This window comes from Streptomyces sp. NPDC033177, assembly GCF_055577715.1.
Window position 1 is genome coordinate 209,982 of sequence record NZ_JBVIPS010000011.1, and the last position, 15,169, is coordinate 225,150.

The following is a 15,169-nucleotide window of genomic DNA, read 5'->3' on the forward strand; positions in this document are numbered from 1 at the left end:
GATGCGGCGGATCGGGGTGCAGGGCATCCGCTCGCTGACGTACGGATATGCAGGTGAAAGGCACTCCGAAAGCTTGGTATTGTTGTCCATGTCGCCGCGGGGAACACCACGCGAACGGCAGACACCTAGTCCGGGTGGCGGAATGGCAGACGCGCTAGCTTGAGGTGCTAGTGCCCTTTATCGGGCGTGGGGGTTCAAGTCCCCCCTCGGACACCAGCCAGAACCCCACGGTCTCATCGAGACCGTGGGGTTTTGTCATGCCTGTCCTTCGGAGGGGCTCTGTGCCCGCCCTTCCTCCCCCGGAAGGGCGGGCACAGACATGACGGGGATCAGGCCGTAGCGCCCGAAGCCGTTCGCGGGTCCGTCTTCGTCTCGGGGGAGTCGGCACCCGCGTCCGCCGGGCGCACCGGAATCAACGACGCCACCGCCGCCGCCGCGAGGGCCACCCCGCAGCCCATCAGCATGGCGGTCTTGAAGCCGTTCTCCGACGGGAGGAAGTGGCCGCCGAAGTCCGTCGTCATCTGGGCGAGGACCACGCCGATCACGGCCGCCGCCGCGGAGCTGCCGATCGAGCGCATCAGGGTGTTGAAGCTGTTGGCCGAGGCGGTCGCCGACTGCGGCACCGCGCTCATGATCAGGGCGGGCATGGCGCCGTACGCGAGGCCTACGCCTGTGTTGCAGATGAGCGTCACGACCAGTAGGCCCCAGGTCGAACCCATGAGCAGCAGGGAGGAGCCGTAGCCGACAGCGATGACCAGGGATCCGACCGACAGCGTCACCTTGGGGCCGCGGGCGTCCGACAGTTTGGCGCCGAGCGGTGCGAGGGCCATCATCATCAGGCCCGCCGGCGCCATCCACAGGCCCATGGCCATCATCGACTGACCCAGGCCGTAGCCGGTGGCCTCCGGCAGTTGGAGGAGCTGGGGGACGACCAGCGACTGGGCGTACATCGCGAAACCGACGAGCACCGAGGCCGCGTTGGTCAGCAGGATCTGCGGCCGTGCGGTGACGCGCAGGTCGACCAGCGGCTCGTCGCTGCGCAGCTCCCACCGGCCCCAGGCAGGCAGGATGACGACCGCGGCGGCGAACAGGCCGAGCGTGGTGCCGCTCGTCCAGCCCCAGTCGGAGCCCTTGGACACGGCGAGCAGCAGGCAGACGAGGCTGCTGCCGAGTCCGATCGCACCCAGCACGTCGAACCGGGCCGAGCCGGAACCCTCCCGGCCCGCGGGCACGAACAGCCAGGCCAGGACGGCGACCAGGAGGCTCAGACCGGCGGCGACCCAGAACAGCACACGCCAGCTGGCGTTCTCGGCGACCGCCGCGGAGAAGGGCAGGCCGAGCGCGCCGCCCACGCCCATGGACGCGCTCATCAGGGCGATGGAGGAGCCGAGCTTCTCGGGCGGCAGCACGTCACGCAGGAGGCTGACGCCCAGCGGCACCACACCCATGCCGAGGCCCTGCAGGCCGCGGCCGACGATCATCGGCACCACGGACGAGGCGAGGGCGCACACGACCGAGCCGACCACGAGCGGTATCACCGAGACGAGCAGCATGCGCCGCTTGCCGTACATGTCGCCGAGCCGCCCGGCCACCGGCGTCGCCACCGCCGCCGAGAGCAGCGTGGCCGTGACCACCCACGAGGCGTTCGAGGGGGTGGTGTCGAGCATGTTGGGGAGGTCGCCGATCAGGGGTACCACCAGCGTCTGCATGACTGCGGCCACGATGCCCGCGAGGGCGAGTACCCCGACGACGCGCCCCGGGCGCACCTCGGGGCGGACATCGGGCGTCGAGCTGACCACTGGCTTCTCCTTCGGCTTTCCGGGTGGTGATGGCCTGACGGCATCGCGTTGCACCCATGGGGTGTGCACTATACATATGAAGTGCATGATGCACATGCCGAGTAGAATGGCCTCATGGAAAAGCCCGGTCGCCGCACCAACAAGCCCACCGGCCGCACGGAGAAGCCCGTGCGGCGGGTCGAATTCGAGACGATGCTGCTCGGACGGCATTCACACCTGTTCAACCCCCGCACACGCTCATCCGGTGGGCGCCTCGACCGCAGCGCGTACATCCTGCTCAGCCGCATCCAGATGGACGGCCCGATGTCCATCGGCCAGCTCACCGACGCCTTCGGGCTCGACGCCTCCACCCTGAACCGGCAGACCGCCGCGATGATGCGCGGCGGCCTCGTCGAGCGCATCCCGGACCCCGACGGCGGCATGGCCCGCAAGTTCCGCATCTCCGCCGAGGGGGCGCGGCAACTCGACGCCGACCGCGCCGAGTACACCCAGGGCCTGGAGAAGGTCATGGACAACTGGTCGGCGGAGGACGTGGAAGCGTTCGCGGGCTTCCTTCAGCGCTTCAACAGCGACATCGAGCGCCTGGAGGGCCACCCCTGGCCGCGCCCCGAAGGGGAAAAGTAGCTCCCACGTATGACGAGACGGGGCTGAGTACTGCCAGATCAGTACTCCGAATTGACTGCAGGCGCACGACGACCGGACCCCCCGCGCCCGGAGAACCTGTGGAGGTACCCGAGATCAGATCTGGAGACCTCCGCCCGTGGCTACTCTTCTCTATCGCCTTGGCCGTCTGGCCTTCCGGCGGCGCTGGTACGTCGCCCTGCTGTGGGCGGCGGTCCTCGGCGCCGTCGGCTTCGGCGCGGTCACGGCGCCCGCCGCCCCGGACGAGGGCAACTCCATGCCCGGCATCGAGTCCCAGAAGGCGTTCGACCTGATGGAGCAGCGCTTCCCCGGGGCCGCGGCCGACGGGGCGAGCGCGCGCATCGTCTTCGTCGCCCCCGACGGGCAGAAGGTCACCGCCGCCGAGAATCGCGAGGCCGTCGAGAAATTCGTGGACGAGGCGGCCGACGGACCTCAAGTCGCCCATGCGGCCGACCCGTTCACGTCGCGGGCGGTGAGCGGGGACGACTCGACGGCGTACGCGACGGTCACGTACAAGGTGGAGGCCGACGACCTCACCGGCCGGAGCAAGACGGCCCTCGAGCACGCCATGGCGGAGGCCAGGGACGCGGGCCTGACCGTCGAGGCGGGCGGAAACGCGCTCGCCACCCAACCCGCGGCGGGTGGGGCGGCCGAGGGGATCGGCGTCGCCATCGCCGCCGTCGTCCTGCTGATCACCTTCGGATCGCTGGCCGCGGCCGGGCTTCCGCTGCTCACTGCGATCATCGGCGTCGGCGTCAGCATGGCCTCGATCCTGGCCCTGGGCAACGCGCTCGGTCTCTCCGCGACGACCGGCACCCTCGCCACCATGCTCGGCCTCGCCTGCGGCATCGACTACGCCCTCTTCGTCGTCTCCCGCTACCGGGAGGAGCGGGCCAAGGGGCACGCGCCCCAGGAGGCGGCGGGTCTGGCCGCGGGCACGGCCGGTTCCGCGGTCGTCTTCGCGGGCCTCACCGTGGTCATCGCGCTGGCCGGGCTCTCGGTGGCCGGTATCCCGATGCTGACCAAGATGGGTCTGGCCGCCGCGGGGGCGGTCGTCGTCTCCGTCGTCATCGCGCTCACCCTCGTACCGGCCCTGCTCGGCTTCTGGCCGAACGCAGTGCTCTCCCGCTCCACCCGCAGGCGCGGCACCCTCCAGAAGGACGACGGTGAGAGCAACGGCGGCAGCCGCTGGGCGAGGTTCGTCCTGCGCCGCCCCGTCCCCGTGCTGCTCGCCTCCGTCGCGGGGCTCGGCGCGCTGGCCCTGCCGGTGCTCGATCTCCGGCTCGGCATGCCGGGGGACGAGGCCAAGCCCACCTCGACCACGGAACGCCGCGCCTACGACGCCCTCGCCGACGGCTTCGGCCCCGGGTTCAACGGACCGCTGACCATAGTCGTCGACGCCAAGGGAGCGGCCGACCCGAAGACCGCGGTGACCACGGTCGAGCAGCGCGTCGGCGCCACGCAGGGGGTCGTGTCCGTGTCACCCGCGCAGTTCAACCCCGACGGGGACACCGCGATGTTCACCGCTGTGCCGGCCGCCGCCCCCACAGACCAGAAGACCAAGGACCTCGTCCACGGCATCCGCGGCGAACGACCCGCGATCGAGGCCGCCACCCAGGGGGCCACCTTCGAGGTCACCGGGTCCACCGCGATGAACATCGACATGGCCCAGAAGGTCCAGGACGCCCTGATCCCGTACCTCGCCGTCGTGGTGGGCCTGGCCGTGCTGCTCCTGATGGTGGTCTTCCGCTCCGTCCTCGTACCGGTCAAGGCGGCCCTCGGCTTCCTCCTGTCGGTCGGCGCCGCCCTCGGCTCGGTCGTCGCGGTCTTCCAGTGGGGCTGGGGCGCCGGGCTCCTCGGGGTCGAGCAGACCGGCCCGATCATGAGCCTGATGCCGATATTCCTGGTGGGCATCGTCTTCGGGCTCGCCATGGACTACGAGGTGTTCCTCGTCGCACGCATGCGCGAGGCGTACGTGCACGGGGACCGGCCGGGGCAGGCCGTCGTCAGCGGCTTCCGGTACAGCGCACGTGTCGTGGTGGCGGCTGCGCTGATCATGATGGCGGTGTTCTCCGGGTTCATAGGCGCCGGCGAATCCATGATCAAGACGATCGGGTTCGGACTGGCCGTGGCCGTCCTGTTCGACGCGTTCGTCGTCCGTATGGCGCTCGTCCCCGCCGTCCTCGCCCTGCTCGGCAGGGCGGCATGGTGGCTGCCGCGCCCGCTGGACCGGCTGCTGCCCCGCGTCGACGTGGAGGGTGAGGCACTCAGCCGCAGGTCCGCCGCGATACCGGCCCCCGCGCGCACGGCCGATCGCGAGTCGGTGCGGACCTGACAAACCGCGTGGCGGACCGTGTGGCCGTGTGGCCAAGCAATGCGACGCGGGACCGTCCCGTGCGGGACACGGGGCGGCCCTGCGCCCGTCGGGACGCCGCGTGGCCGACGATGGCTCAAGACCCCTGATCGGAGAACACGATGCTCACCAGCTGGCAGCGCCACGCGGAGGCCCACCCCCGCGTCGCCGACGCGGCCGTGGCGCTGCTGCTGTTCGGCGTCTCCTTCTCCGGCAGCCTGCTCAGCACCACCAATCCCTCCGACCGGCCCGCGTGGTGGACCGGCGTGCTGGCCTCGGCCGTCGGCTGCACGGCCCTGCTGTGGCAGCGCGGCCGGCCCCGCACCGTCGTCGCCGTGACCACGGTGTGCGCCATGGGCACGAGCGCGATGGGCTTCCTGCTCACGCCCCTGCTCCTCGGCCCGGTCATGGCGGCGCTCTATTGGCTGGCCGTCGGCAGCGGCCGCAGAATCACCCGTGGGTACACGCTGGTCGTCGCCGTCCTCGTGGGTGGCACGGCCCTGTTCGCGGACACCGTCAACCACTCGCTGCTGCTCAAGACGCTCAACCCCGTCGCCTGGATCCTCCTGTCGGCGATGTTCGGCAGCGGCGTCCAGCTGCGCCGTGCCTACCTGGAGTCTCTGCAGGTCCGCGCCGCGCACGCCGAACGCATGCGCATCGCCCGGGAGTTGCATGACGTCGTCGCCCACCACCTGACCCTGGCCAACGCCCAGGCCGGCACGGCCGCGCACCTCGCGGCCACCCACCCCGAACAGGCCAAGCAGATCCTCACCGACCTCACGGGCACCACCGCGACGGCCCTGCGGGAGCTCAAGGCCACCGTGGGGCTGCTGCGCCAGGCGAGCGACACCGACACCCCTCTGGAGCCGTCCCCCGGGCTCGCCCGGCTCGCCGCCCTCACCGCGTCGTTCGCCTCCACGGGGCTCACGGTCACCGTCACCATGGAGGGCGAGCCGCAGCCGCTGTCCGCGGCGGTCGATCTGACAGCATTCCGGATCGTGCAGGAAGCGCTCACCAACGTCAGCAAACACGCCCGCACGGAGACGGCGTACGTCCACCTGACCCACGCCCCCGACGGCCTGACCCTCAGGGTCACCGACGACGGACACCACACGGCCCCCGCCCCGCCCGCCGGCGGGCAGGGCTTCGGGCTCATAGGCATGCGGGAACGCGCCCACTCCGTCGGCGGTCATCTGCACGCCGGCCATCGCCCCGAAGGCGGTTTCGAAGTCACCGCCCACCTGCCGCCGCACCCCGAGAACACGGAAGAGAAACGCACCACATGACCCTCCGCGTCCTGCTTGCCGACGACCAGGCCCTTCTCCGGGCGACCTTCCGCATCCTGATCGACTCCTGCGACGACATGGAGGTGGTCGCCGAGGCCACCGACGGCGAGGAAGCCCTCGAACTCACCCACACCCACCGCCCCGACCTCGCCCTCATGGACATCCGCATGCCGGGCACCGACGGCCTGGCCGCGACCGCCCGGATCTGCGCCGACCCGGACCTCGCCGCCACCCGCGTCCTCATCCTCACGACCTTCGAGACCGACGAGTACGTCGCCCAGGCCCTGCGTGCCGGAGCGAGCGGGTTCCTCGGCAAGGACGTGGGCGTCGACGAACTCCTCGGCGCGATCCGCACCGTGGTCGCGGGCGACTCGCTGCTCTCCCCGTCGGCCACGCGCGCCCTCATCACCCGCTTCCTCGCCACCCCCGAGCCCGGCGGCCACCTGGTGCCGCCCGAGAGCCTCGCCGCGCTCACCGCCCGCGAGCGGGAAGTGATGACTCTGGTCGCCGAGGGGAAGTCCAACGCCGAGATCGCCGACGCGCTCTTCCTCAGCCCGCTGACCGTACGCACGCACGTCCAGCGCGCCATGACCAAGCTCGATGCCCGAGACCGCGCCCAACTGGTCGTCATCGCCTACCAGTCGGGCCTCGTCCGCCCCGCCCCGCCCCTGTGCTGAGTTCAGTTCAGGACCTCTTGAACCCGTCCCTCACTTCTTGAGCCCGTCCATTGCCGCGCGGGTGTCGGACTTCAGCATCTCCTCGACCTCCGAAGCGGTCGGCGGCTCGGACTTGTCGTCCGCGCCGCCGTAGTAGCTCCAGCGCGTCTCGATGGTGAACCAGCCCTCCCGCACGGCGAGCGTCATGCCGTTGAGGTCGTCACCACTGGTGCCGCTGGTGCCGCTGGTGCTGCTCCTGTCGGTCACCAGGTACGCCTCGTCACCGATGCCGCTGACGGCCTTGGTCTTGTAGGTGTACGTCTTCTGCGACTGGTCCTCGTAGGCCTTCTGCTCGGAGGCGAACTCGCCCTTCGGGTCGGTGGCCTTGTGCCAGCGGGCGGTCGAGTAGACGTAGATGCTCGAATACGAGTCGGCGTCCGCCTTCGGGTCCTTGAGCTTGCGGCTGCAGTAGCTCTGGTCGAACCCCTTCTGCCGCGTGCCGTAGTGGGTGGTCGAGGTGGAGGCCGAGTCGATCTCGTACTTCTCCTTGAAGGCGTCGAGCGGGGAGACGTCGCAGAGGTTCTTCGCGTACTGGTATCCGGCGAGGTCCGCCTTCGCGTCGTCGCCGCTGTCGCCCGTGGAGCCGAGGTTGCCGGTGGCGAAGAGCCCTCCCGCCCACAGGGCCGACGCGACCACGACGCCGCCGATGCCCCACACCCAGCCGGGCGTGGGCTTGCGCGGGCCTGCCGGGGGTGCGGGCGGCTGGCCGTACGGGCCGGGCGGCTGTCCGTAGGGCTGGGGCGAGCCCTGAGGGGGCACCGCGCCTGGGGGTTGCTGATACGGATTCGGGGTCTGCTGGTACGGGTTGGGCTGGTGTGGCTGCGGGGGCTGATTGGGGTGGTTGGGCTGGGGATTCGGTATCGACATAGGCCGCAATGTACCGCTGGCCCCGGGGTGGGTGGACGTGGCCCGGCCCTGGTCGCCCCAGGGGTGACCGGCTCAAGTAAGGTCACCCTTAGCTATGCGTACGCAGTGAACCCCTGGAGGCCTCCTCATGCCGCTCACCGCTCCTCCCACCGGGGCGACCCGTCGGCCGCCCCGCATCCCGCGGCCGCGGCCGGTCGAGCGTGCGGTCAGTGCGTGGATGGAGCGGGCGGTGGAGCGGGACGCGGGGCGGGGCGGGTTCTGGGATGTGGTGCGGGCCGCGGGTGGATCGCCGGTCGTCGAGCCCGATCCGCAAGGCGACGACGAGCATCGGGTGGTCACCTTCCTGTGGCGCGGCACGGACGCGACCCGAGCCGTCCTCGTCATGCCGAACAAGATCGTCGACCCGCGTGACATGGCCCCCAACCTGATGGAACGGGTGCCCGGCACGGACATCTGGCACTGGTCGATCCGGATGCGGGCGGACTGGCGGGCGACGTACAGCCTGTGCGTGGACGAGGGGGACGGGCCGGGGGCCGACGACGCCGGATACTGGCCCTGGCTGCGGCAGCAACAGCGAACCGACCCGCTCAACACACGCACTCTCACCCGGCGTTGGGGTGGTGAGCCGGTCTCGTGCGTCGAGCTGCCGCAGGCGCCGGCAGGTGACGACTGGCAGCGTCGTGACGGCGTCGCGCGCGGCACCGTCAGCACCCACACGGTCCGCAGTGAACTCCTCGACAACGAACGCCGGGTGCACCTGTACGAGCCGCCGGGCGGTGGGCGCGACCTGCCCGTCCTCGTGCTCATGGACGGCGAGATGTGGCAGCCGGGCCTGAATGTCGCGGCCCTCCTGGACAACCTCATCGCCGACGGCCGCATCCCGCCCCTGGCCGCGCTGCTGCCCGAATCCCTGAGCGCCGACCAGCGCTGGGACGAGCTCGCCTGCAACGAACGGTTCGTCCGCTTCCTTCAGACCGAGCTGCTGCCCTGGGCGGGCGAGCGCCTGTCCCTGACCGTCGATCCTGCACGGACCGTGGTCGCGGGGCAGAGCCTGGGCGGCCTCACCGCCGCGTACGCCGGGGTGATCGCGCCGGGTCGGTTCGGCCGTGTCCTGGCGCAGTCGGGGTCCTTCTGGTGGCCGGACGGCCCTGACCTCGAACGCTCCGAGTGGTTGACCGGCCGCATCGCCGAGAGCGAGAAGCTGCCCGTCCGCTTCTGGCTGTCGGCCGGCGAGCAGGAGTGGGTCGCGCTCCCCGCCATGCGCAGACTGCGTGCCACTTTGCGGGAGAAGGGCTACGAGGACGCCGTGTACCGCGAGTTCAACGGCGGGCACGACTACTTGTGCTGGCGCACGGAACTTGCGGACGGGCTGGTGGGGCTGCTGGGCGCGGAGTCGGTGGGGGAGTCGGCGGGGAAGCCCTCGACGGAGACGGCTGCCGCGTAGGCCTCGGGGCTGGACGAGACCCCTGCCGCGTGGGCCTCGGGGCTGGGTGGGCGGCGTCCCCTGTGGTCCTGCCCTGCCCGGGGGCGGCGAGGACTGGCGCGCGTGATTGCGCGCGGGGGGAGTCAATTCGGCCGGGCGCTCAACGCGCGGAGGCCGCAGCTGCCGCGAAGGCTTTCGGTGGACGTCCCGGGCGCCCCGGGCCGGGGTGGCGGGGGTGCCGTGCCCGGGTGGGCAGCGGGGGAGTGCGGCTTGATTGGGGGCTAGGCATGTCCCGAGTGGCGAGAGGTATCGCGATCGGCCCCGGAGCAAGGTGAGCGAGGCCAGGCGCGGCGCTCAGGCGGCGGTGGCGACGCTGCGGCATAGCCCTTGGGAGTGGTGAGGGATCCTGCGCCCGGTTGTGCAGGAAGGAGCCGGAGCGAGCTGTGCGCCGGCTGCTGCTCGGGGCTTACGAGGCCGGGGAGTTCGCGGTGGCGATCGCTGCCGCGTAGCCGTCGGGGGTCGGTACGTCTCGTACCGTCCAGCCTTGGACGTCGAGGGGTGCGGCGCCCGTCCCCACCAGTAGCGATGCCATTCCGCCCCCGGCGAGGCCCTCGCCTGTTCCCTTGAGGCATGCCTCCTTGCGCGTCCAGCAGCGGGCGAAGGCCAACGGCCGTTCAGCGGCGGGGAGTCCGGCCAGCTCCGTTTGTTCCTGGGGGTGCAGGGATGCTGCCACGTCCGCCACCGTGCTCGCGGACGGGAGTCTCTCCACGTCGGCGCCGACCGGGCGGTCCGCGAAGGCGAGCAGCGCCAGGCCGTCCGTATGGGAGAGGGAGAAGTGCGGGCCCACTCCTCCGGCCACCGCGGGACGGCCGTGCGGGGCGCCGCACAGCGGGCACGGCAGCCGCACCAGCTCCACCGCCGCCGGGTCGACGGAGAGGTACGCGCCGAGCCGCACGCGCAGCGCCGTGTGCGCCGCCGCGTAGAGCTCCCGGTCCGCCGGGCGCCGCAGCGCCGCCGCCCGGCGCCGCTCCTCCGCGTCGAGGAGCGACACGTCGAGCGGGGCCGGGCGGACCAGCTGGATGTCCGTCACGCGGGCGGGTCCTGGAGACGGGCAACGCAACGGCCGTACGTCTCGGGGCCGTACACCGTGGACCAGCCCTCCGGCGAGGCGCGGAAGACCGGCCACAGGGAGTACTCGCCGAGCGCGTTCTCCAGGATCAGGTGGGTCGGCTCGGGGCCGGTGTCGGTGTCGACCGGGGTGACCGGGTCGAAGGGGCCGGGTGTCGTCGTCATGCGTGGTCCAGCTCCTTGAGGCGGGCGGCGAGGACGGCACAGACCTCGTCGAGGCGGCGCGGCTGGGTCAGCTCCGGGTGCAGGCAGTCCACGTCATGGTTGCTGATCGAACCGGAGACGTACGGCGCCCAGGCCTCCCTCGTCAGCCAGTCCTCGGCGCGCGGCGCGGCCGCCGTGAAGAACAGGGCGTCGCCGTCGAAGGGACGGTGGTCGTGCTCGCGCATCAGGCGGGCGTTGTTGACCACGATGTCGAGGACCGCCGACAGGGTGCGGTCCGGCAGGCCCGCCAGGGCGCTGCCCTCGCGCTGCAGCGTCGCCAGGACGTCCTCGCGGGTCATCTCGTCCGTACGGTCGTAGCCGGCCATCCGCAGCAACGCCGCCAAGGCGTCCGCCTCTTCCGGAACCACGGCGTCGCGCCACTGGTCCGAGGGGTAGGCGTCGAGCAGCGCGAGCAACTCGACCTCCTCGCCCGCCTCTTGGAGCAGCACGGCTACCGTGTGAGCGAGTACGCCGCCCACCGACCAGCCGAGCAGCCGGTAGGGTCCGTGCGGCCGGACCGCGCGCAGTGCCTCGACGTACTCGGCCGCCATCTCCTCCATGGTCGACGGGAGTTCACCAACGCCGTGCAGCCCGTGCAAGCCGCGCGCCTGGAGGCCGTACACCGGCTGCCCGGGGTCGAGCCGTGAGAGCAGCCCCGAGTAGCACCAGCTCATGCCGCCCGCCGGGTGGAAGGCGAACAGCGGGGTGCGGTCACCGCCCGCGCGCAGCGGAAGCAGGACGTCCAGGGAGTGGTCGGCCGCGCTGTGGTCCGCGTCCAGGAGGGCGGCGAGTGCGGCCGGGGTCTGCGCCTGGAAGAGCGTGCCGATGGTGAGCTCGGCGCCCAGCGTGTCGCGGACCCTGGCGACCAGGCGGGCCGCGAGGAGCGAAGTGCCGCCCAGGTCGAAGAAGGCGTCGTCCACGCCCAGTTGAGGCACTCCGAGGACCTCGGCGAAGAGCCGCGTGAGCGTCTCCTCACGGTGGCCGCTCGGCACCCGGCCACCGCCGCCCGACCCCTCGAAGGCGGGAGCGGGCAGAGCGCGCCGGTCCAGCTTGCCGTTCGGGCTGAGCGGGAAGTCGTCAAGGACGAGGATCGCGCCCGGCACCATGTAGTCGGGCAGCGTGCGGGCGAGCCGGGCGCGCAGCTCCTCGGGGTCGGGGGCGGCGGCGGGGGCGGCTCCAGTGTCGGAAGCCGTCACGTACCCCACGAGCCGCTGGTCACCCGGACGGTCCTCGCGGACCAGGACGCTGGCCGCACCCACCGCCGGATCGGCGGCCAACTCGGCCTCGATCTCGCCCAGTTCGATGCGCAAACCGCGCAGCTTCACCTGGTGGTCGGTGCGGCCCAGGTATTCGATCTCGCCGTGCTCGGTCCAGCGTGCCAGGTCACCCGTGCGGTACATGCGGGTGCCGGGCGGGCCGTAGGGGTCGGCGACGAAACGGGACGCGGTCAGTTCGGGCCGCCCCAGGTACTCGCTCGCCAGCTGGGTCCCCGCGAGATACAGCTCGCCCTGGATACCGGGCGGGCACGGCTGGAGCGCCGCGTCCAGGACGTACAGGCGCGTGTTCCAGACCGGCTTGCCGATCGGGACCGGACCCGTCGCGTCGGTGGCACACGGGTGGTACGTCACGTCGACGGCGGCTTCGGTCGGCCCGTACAGGTTGTGCAGCGGCACCCCGTCGAGCACGCGCCCGAACTCCAGCACCGTCTCGCGCGGCAACGCCTCACCGCTGCAGAAGACGTGCCGCAGGCCCGAGCAGTCCGCGGCGGCGGGCTCGGACAGGAACACCTGCAGCATCGACGGCACGAAGTGGCAGACGGTGACGCCCTGTTCGCGGATGACACGCGCGAGGTACGCCGGGTCCTTGTGGCCCCCCGGCTCGGTGACGACGAGCGTCGCGCCCACCCGCAGCGCCCAGAAGAACTCCCACACCGACACGTCGAAACCGGACGGCGTCTTCTGCAACACCCGGTCGCCGGAGCCGAGTTCATACGTGGCCTGCATCCAGCGGAGCCGGTTGTCGATCGCCGAGTGCGGCACGACGACACCCTTGGGGCGGCCGGTCGAACCGGACGTGTAGATGACATAGGCGGGGTGGTGCGGGGTGAGCGCGCGCGGCGGGTCGTACGTGCCGTACGGCGTCGTGTCCAGGCTGTCCAGGGCGACGATCGGCACACCCGAAGCGGCGGGCACCCGGTCGGCGCGGTCGGCGATCACACAGGCCGGGCCGGCATCCTGAAGCATGTACGCCAGGCGGTCCGCCGGATAGTCCGGGTCGAGCGGAAGATAGGCGCCGCCCGCCTTCAGCACGGCGAGAAGCGTGATCACCAGGTCCAGGGAGCGGGGCACGGCGACTGCCGCGAGCGCGCCCGGACGTACGCCCACCTCGATGAGATGGTGGGCGAGCCGGTTGGCGCGGGCGTTCAGCTCGGCGTAGGTCAGCTCCTGGTCGCCGAAGACCAGGGCGGTGGCGTCGGGCGTGCGGATCGCCTGGGCTTCGATGGGGCCGATCAGCGTGGTGGGCGGCACCGGGTGGGCGGTTGCGTTGAACTCGTCCACAACCAGGGTGAGTTCACCGCGACGCGCGATCGTGTGCTCGGCCAGCGGCGTGTGCGGGCCCGCGTCGGCGATGCGCTCCAGAAGCTCCATGAACCGCGCCTGGTGGGCGCCGAGTTCCTCGGGCTCGTAGACGGCGGGGTTTCCGTCGTAGTCGATGCGCAGGCCGCTGCCGTCGGCGCGGTCGTAGACGTTGACCGTGAGGTCGTCGACCGGGCCCGCCGACAGGTTGTGGGCATCGGTGCGGGCGCCCGCGAAGGTCAGTCCGTAGTCGAACGGCATGACGTTGATCAGCGGCCCGACCAGGGACCGGCCCTCGCCGAGGAGGCCCAGGTCGCGGCGGATGTCCTCGTAGCGGTAACGCTGGTGGCGGCGGGCGGCGCGGATGCCGAGCACCACCTGACGGGTCAGCTCCGCGAAGGTGGCCTGAGGGGTCACGGTGAGCCGCAGCGGCAGCACGTTCATCACCATGCCGGGCACGCGAAGCGCCACCGAACCCATGCGGCCCATCATCGGCAGGCCGAGCACCACCTCGGCCGAGCCGGTGGCCCGCGAGACGTACAGGGCCTGCGCGGCGACGAGCACCTCGGGCCAGGTCGCCCGCATCGAGGACGCCGACTCGCGCAGGCGTGAGGTCGCCTCGGGGGAGAGGCGGGCGCTGCGGCGGTGGAAGGTGCGCGACGGCAGCGCGGTGCGCCCGGCCAGGTTGGGCGCGTCGGGACGGTCGGCGAAAGCACCGTCCCAGTAGCGGCGGTCCGCATCGAACGTCTCCGAGGAGCGGTACGCCGTGTCCTCGGCGACCAGATCCTCGAGCCGCCCGAAGGGGCTCTCGCCGGGCTCCTCGCCCGCGGCGAGCGCGGTATAGACCTCGGCGGTGCGGCGGGCGAGCAGCGAGTAGCCGAAGCCGTCCATCACGATGTGGTGCACCCGCTGGTACCACAGCCAGCGCTCGTCGCCGACGCGGAACAGCGCGTGCGCGAACAGCGGCCCGGCCGCCAGGTCGAACGGCGTGGCCAGGTCCTCGCGCATCCACGCCTGTGCCTCGGCGTCCGGGTCGGACGCGGTGCGCAGATCGCGCACCTTCAGCGGAAGCGTCGGGTCGACGACCTCCAACTGGCTTGGCCCTTCGGCCCCTTCGATGATCCTCACGCGCAGGGCGTCGGCCTCGGAGACCACTTGTCGCAGTGTCCGCGCGAACAAGGACGGGTCGATGGGGCCGTGGATCTCCAGGCACTCGGCCGTGTTCTGGGCCGGGCTGCCGGGGTCGAGTGCCTGCGCGAACCACATGCCCGACTGGGCAGCGGTGAGTCTCATGCCGTGGCTCCAAGCAGCGGCGCCCAGGCCTCGATGGCGGGCTGTTCGGCCAGGTCCACGAAGGTGGCCGTGATGTCGTGCTCGCGGCGCCAGCGCTCGATGAGCGACATGATGCGCACCGAGTCGAGGCCGTAGTCGACGAGGTTCTCGTCGAGAGGGATGTCGGCGGGCTCCTCGCCCAGGACGTCGGCGACGTCGGCCCGTATGAGTTCCACGCTGAGCGCCATGTCAGATCCCCTTCAGAACCGCGTCGGTGGTGGTGACGACCGCGCATCGTCCGGCCGCGTAGCGCAGGGCCATGTCGTGGTCCTCACGGGAGAAGTCGGCCACGGCGTCCGCGACGACGAACGCCTGCACGTCACGCATCCACGCGTCGCAGGCCGTCATCAGGACGCCGATGTGCGCGTACACGCCGACGATGACGATCTGGTCCCGGCCCGCCGCGCGCATGCGCTCCTCGAGGTCGGTGCGGACGTACGCGCTGTACTTCCACTTCGTGAGCACGGTGTCGCCGGGTTCCGGCGCGACCGGGCCCGCGATGGCCTTCGCATGCTCGTCGTCGGGCAGCCCGGGACCCCAGAAGTCCTGCTGCAGGCCGCGCTCCTCCGGCGTCTGGCCACCGGGCTGCGCGGAGTACAGGACGGGGATGCCGGCCGCGCGAGCCGACTTCGCCAACTCGCCTACGTTGGAGAGGAGTTCCGTGGTGGGGGAGGTGTCGGGGGTGTAGGCGGTCAGGAAGTGGTTCTGCAGGTCATGGACGAGCAGCACCGCCCGCTGCGGGTCGATGGTCCACGCGACCCGGTTCTCGGGCAGCTCGTCGGACGAGGGCATCGGGTACGGCGTGACGGCGGGGAGCGCCATGGTGGGGCCTTTCGGGAACTC

General features: G+C 71.6%; 12 protein-coding genes and 1 tRNA gene. 6 read left to right on the forward strand and 7 right to left on the reverse strand.

The window, feature by feature from the left end; all coding sequences use genetic code 11:
- Positions 1–128: 128 nt before the first annotated feature.
- Positions 129–216: transfer RNA gene (locus tag ACZ5U5_RS33720), tRNA-Leu, on the forward strand.
- 113 nt (positions 217–329) lie between these two features.
- On the opposite strand, the gene ACZ5U5_RS33725 is transcribed toward ACZ5U5_RS33720, so the two are convergent.
- Positions 330–1,895, reverse strand: coding sequence for an MFS transporter (locus ACZ5U5_RS33725; RefSeq protein ID WP_469029357.1), 1,566 nt, complete (start codon positions 1,893–1,895; stop codon positions 330–332).
- Between the two features lie 18 nt (positions 1,896–1,913).
- Between ACZ5U5_RS33725 and ACZ5U5_RS33730 the strand changes: the two genes are divergently transcribed.
- The 4 genes from ACZ5U5_RS33730 to ACZ5U5_RS33745 all read left to right on the forward strand — a co-directional run bounded on the left by ACZ5U5_RS33730 (position 1,914) and on the right by ACZ5U5_RS33745 (position 6,757).
- On the forward strand, positions 1,914–2,423 hold the full coding sequence (locus ACZ5U5_RS33730) for a MarR family winged helix-turn-helix transcriptional regulator (RefSeq protein WP_469029359.1): 510 nt from the start codon (positions 1,914–1,916) through the stop codon (positions 2,421–2,423).
- A 136-nt stretch (positions 2,424–2,559) separates the two neighbouring features.
- A complete protein-coding gene (locus ACZ5U5_RS33735) occupies positions 2,560–4,776 on the forward strand; it encodes an MMPL family transporter (RefSeq protein WP_469029360.1) in 2,217 nt (738 codons plus the stop codon).
- Between the two features lie 140 nt (positions 4,777–4,916).
- Positions 4,917–6,080, forward strand: coding sequence for a sensor histidine kinase (locus ACZ5U5_RS33740; RefSeq protein WP_469029362.1), 1,164 nt, complete (start codon positions 4,917–4,919; stop codon positions 6,078–6,080).
- On the forward strand, positions 6,077–6,757 hold the full coding sequence (locus ACZ5U5_RS33745) for a response regulator transcription factor (protein ID WP_469029363.1): 681 nt from the start codon (positions 6,077–6,079) through the stop codon (positions 6,755–6,757). Before ACZ5U5_RS33740 ends, ACZ5U5_RS33745 begins: the two co-directional genes overlap by 4 nt.
- 30 nt (positions 6,758–6,787) lie before the next feature.
- Here ACZ5U5_RS33745 and ACZ5U5_RS33750 read toward each other — a convergent pair whose 3' ends face one another.
- Positions 6,788–7,663 (reverse strand): hypothetical protein, encoded by an 876-nt coding sequence (locus tag ACZ5U5_RS33750; RefSeq protein ID WP_469029364.1) that lies wholly within the window; start codon positions 7,661–7,663, stop codon positions 6,788–6,790.
- Positions 7,664–7,790: 127 nt separating this feature from the next.
- Here ACZ5U5_RS33750 and fes point away from each other — a divergent pair, with 127 nt between their 5' ends.
- Positions 7,791–9,107 carry an enterochelin esterase gene (gene fes, locus ACZ5U5_RS33755; protein WP_469029366.1) on the forward strand — a complete coding sequence of 439 codons (1,317 nt, stop codon included), beginning with the start codon at positions 7,791–7,793 and terminating at the stop codon, positions 9,105–9,107.
- A 445-nt stretch (positions 9,108–9,552) separates the two neighbouring features.
- Here fes and ACZ5U5_RS33760 read toward each other — a convergent pair whose 3' ends face one another.
- Genes ACZ5U5_RS33760 through ACZ5U5_RS33780 form a run of 5 tightly spaced genes read right to left on the reverse strand, consistent with a single transcriptional unit; the run spans position 9,553 to position 15,148 of the window.
- On the reverse strand, positions 9,553–10,176 hold the full coding sequence (locus ACZ5U5_RS33760; RefSeq protein ID WP_469029367.1) for a 4'-phosphopantetheinyl transferase family protein: 624 nt from the start codon (positions 10,174–10,176) through the stop codon (positions 9,553–9,555).
- A complete protein-coding gene (locus ACZ5U5_RS33765; RefSeq protein WP_469029368.1) occupies positions 10,173–10,379 on the reverse strand; it encodes an MbtH family NRPS accessory protein in 207 nt (68 codons plus the stop codon). The genes ACZ5U5_RS33760 and ACZ5U5_RS33765 overlap by 4 nt, the downstream gene beginning before the upstream one ends.
- Complete coding sequence (locus ACZ5U5_RS33770; RefSeq protein ID WP_469029370.1) at positions 10,376–14,287, reverse strand: amino acid adenylation domain-containing protein; 3,912 nt, start codon at positions 14,285–14,287, stop codon at positions 10,376–10,378. The genes ACZ5U5_RS33765 and ACZ5U5_RS33770 overlap by 4 nt, the downstream gene beginning before the upstream one ends.
- On the reverse strand, positions 14,284–14,514 hold the full coding sequence (locus ACZ5U5_RS33775; protein WP_469029371.1) for a phosphopantetheine-binding protein: 231 nt from the start codon (positions 14,512–14,514) through the stop codon (positions 14,284–14,286). Before ACZ5U5_RS33775 ends, ACZ5U5_RS33770 begins: the two co-directional genes overlap by 4 nt.
- 1 nt (position 14,515) lies before the next feature.
- Complete coding sequence (locus ACZ5U5_RS33780; protein ID WP_469029372.1) at positions 14,516–15,148, reverse strand: isochorismatase family protein; 633 nt, start codon at positions 15,146–15,148, stop codon at positions 14,516–14,518.
- Positions 15,149–15,169 lie beyond the last annotated feature (21 nt).

Excerpts from the sequence above, each read along its gene's own strand:
- ACZ5U5_RS33775 (WP_469029371.1), bottom strand. The coding sequence starts at position 14,514 with ATGGCGCTCAGCGTGGAACTCATACGGGCCGACGTCGCCGACGTCCTG.
- ACZ5U5_RS33745 (WP_469029363.1), top strand. The coding sequence starts at position 6,077 with ATGACCCTCCGCGTCCTGCTTGCCGACGACCAGGCCCTTCTCCGGGCG.
- ACZ5U5_RS33740 (WP_469029362.1), top strand. The coding sequence starts at position 4,917 with ATGCTCACCAGCTGGCAGCGCCACGCGGAGGCCCACCCCCGCGTCGCC.
- ACZ5U5_RS33750 (WP_469029364.1), bottom strand. The coding sequence starts at position 7,663 with ATGTCGATACCGAATCCCCAGCCCAACCACCCCAATCAGCCCCCGCAG.
- ACZ5U5_RS33730 (WP_469029359.1), top strand. The coding sequence starts at position 1,914 with ATGGAAAAGCCCGGTCGCCGCACCAACAAGCCCACCGGCCGCACGGAG.
- ACZ5U5_RS33770 (WP_469029370.1), bottom strand. The coding sequence starts at position 14,287 with ATGAGACTCACCGCTGCCCAGTCGGGCATGTGGTTCGCGCAGGCACTC.
- ACZ5U5_RS33725 (WP_469029357.1), bottom strand. The coding sequence starts at position 1,895 with ATGTGCATCATGCACTTCATATGTATAGTGCACACCCCATGGGTGCAA.
- ACZ5U5_RS33780 (WP_469029372.1), bottom strand. The coding sequence starts at position 15,148 with ATGGCGCTCCCCGCCGTCACGCCGTACCCGATGCCCTCGTCCGACGAG.
- ACZ5U5_RS33765 (WP_469029368.1), bottom strand. The coding sequence starts at position 10,379 with ATGACGACGACACCCGGCCCCTTCGACCCGGTCACCCCGGTCGACACC.
- fes (WP_469029366.1), top strand. The coding sequence starts at position 7,791 with ATGCCGCTCACCGCTCCTCCCACCGGGGCGACCCGTCGGCCGCCCCGC.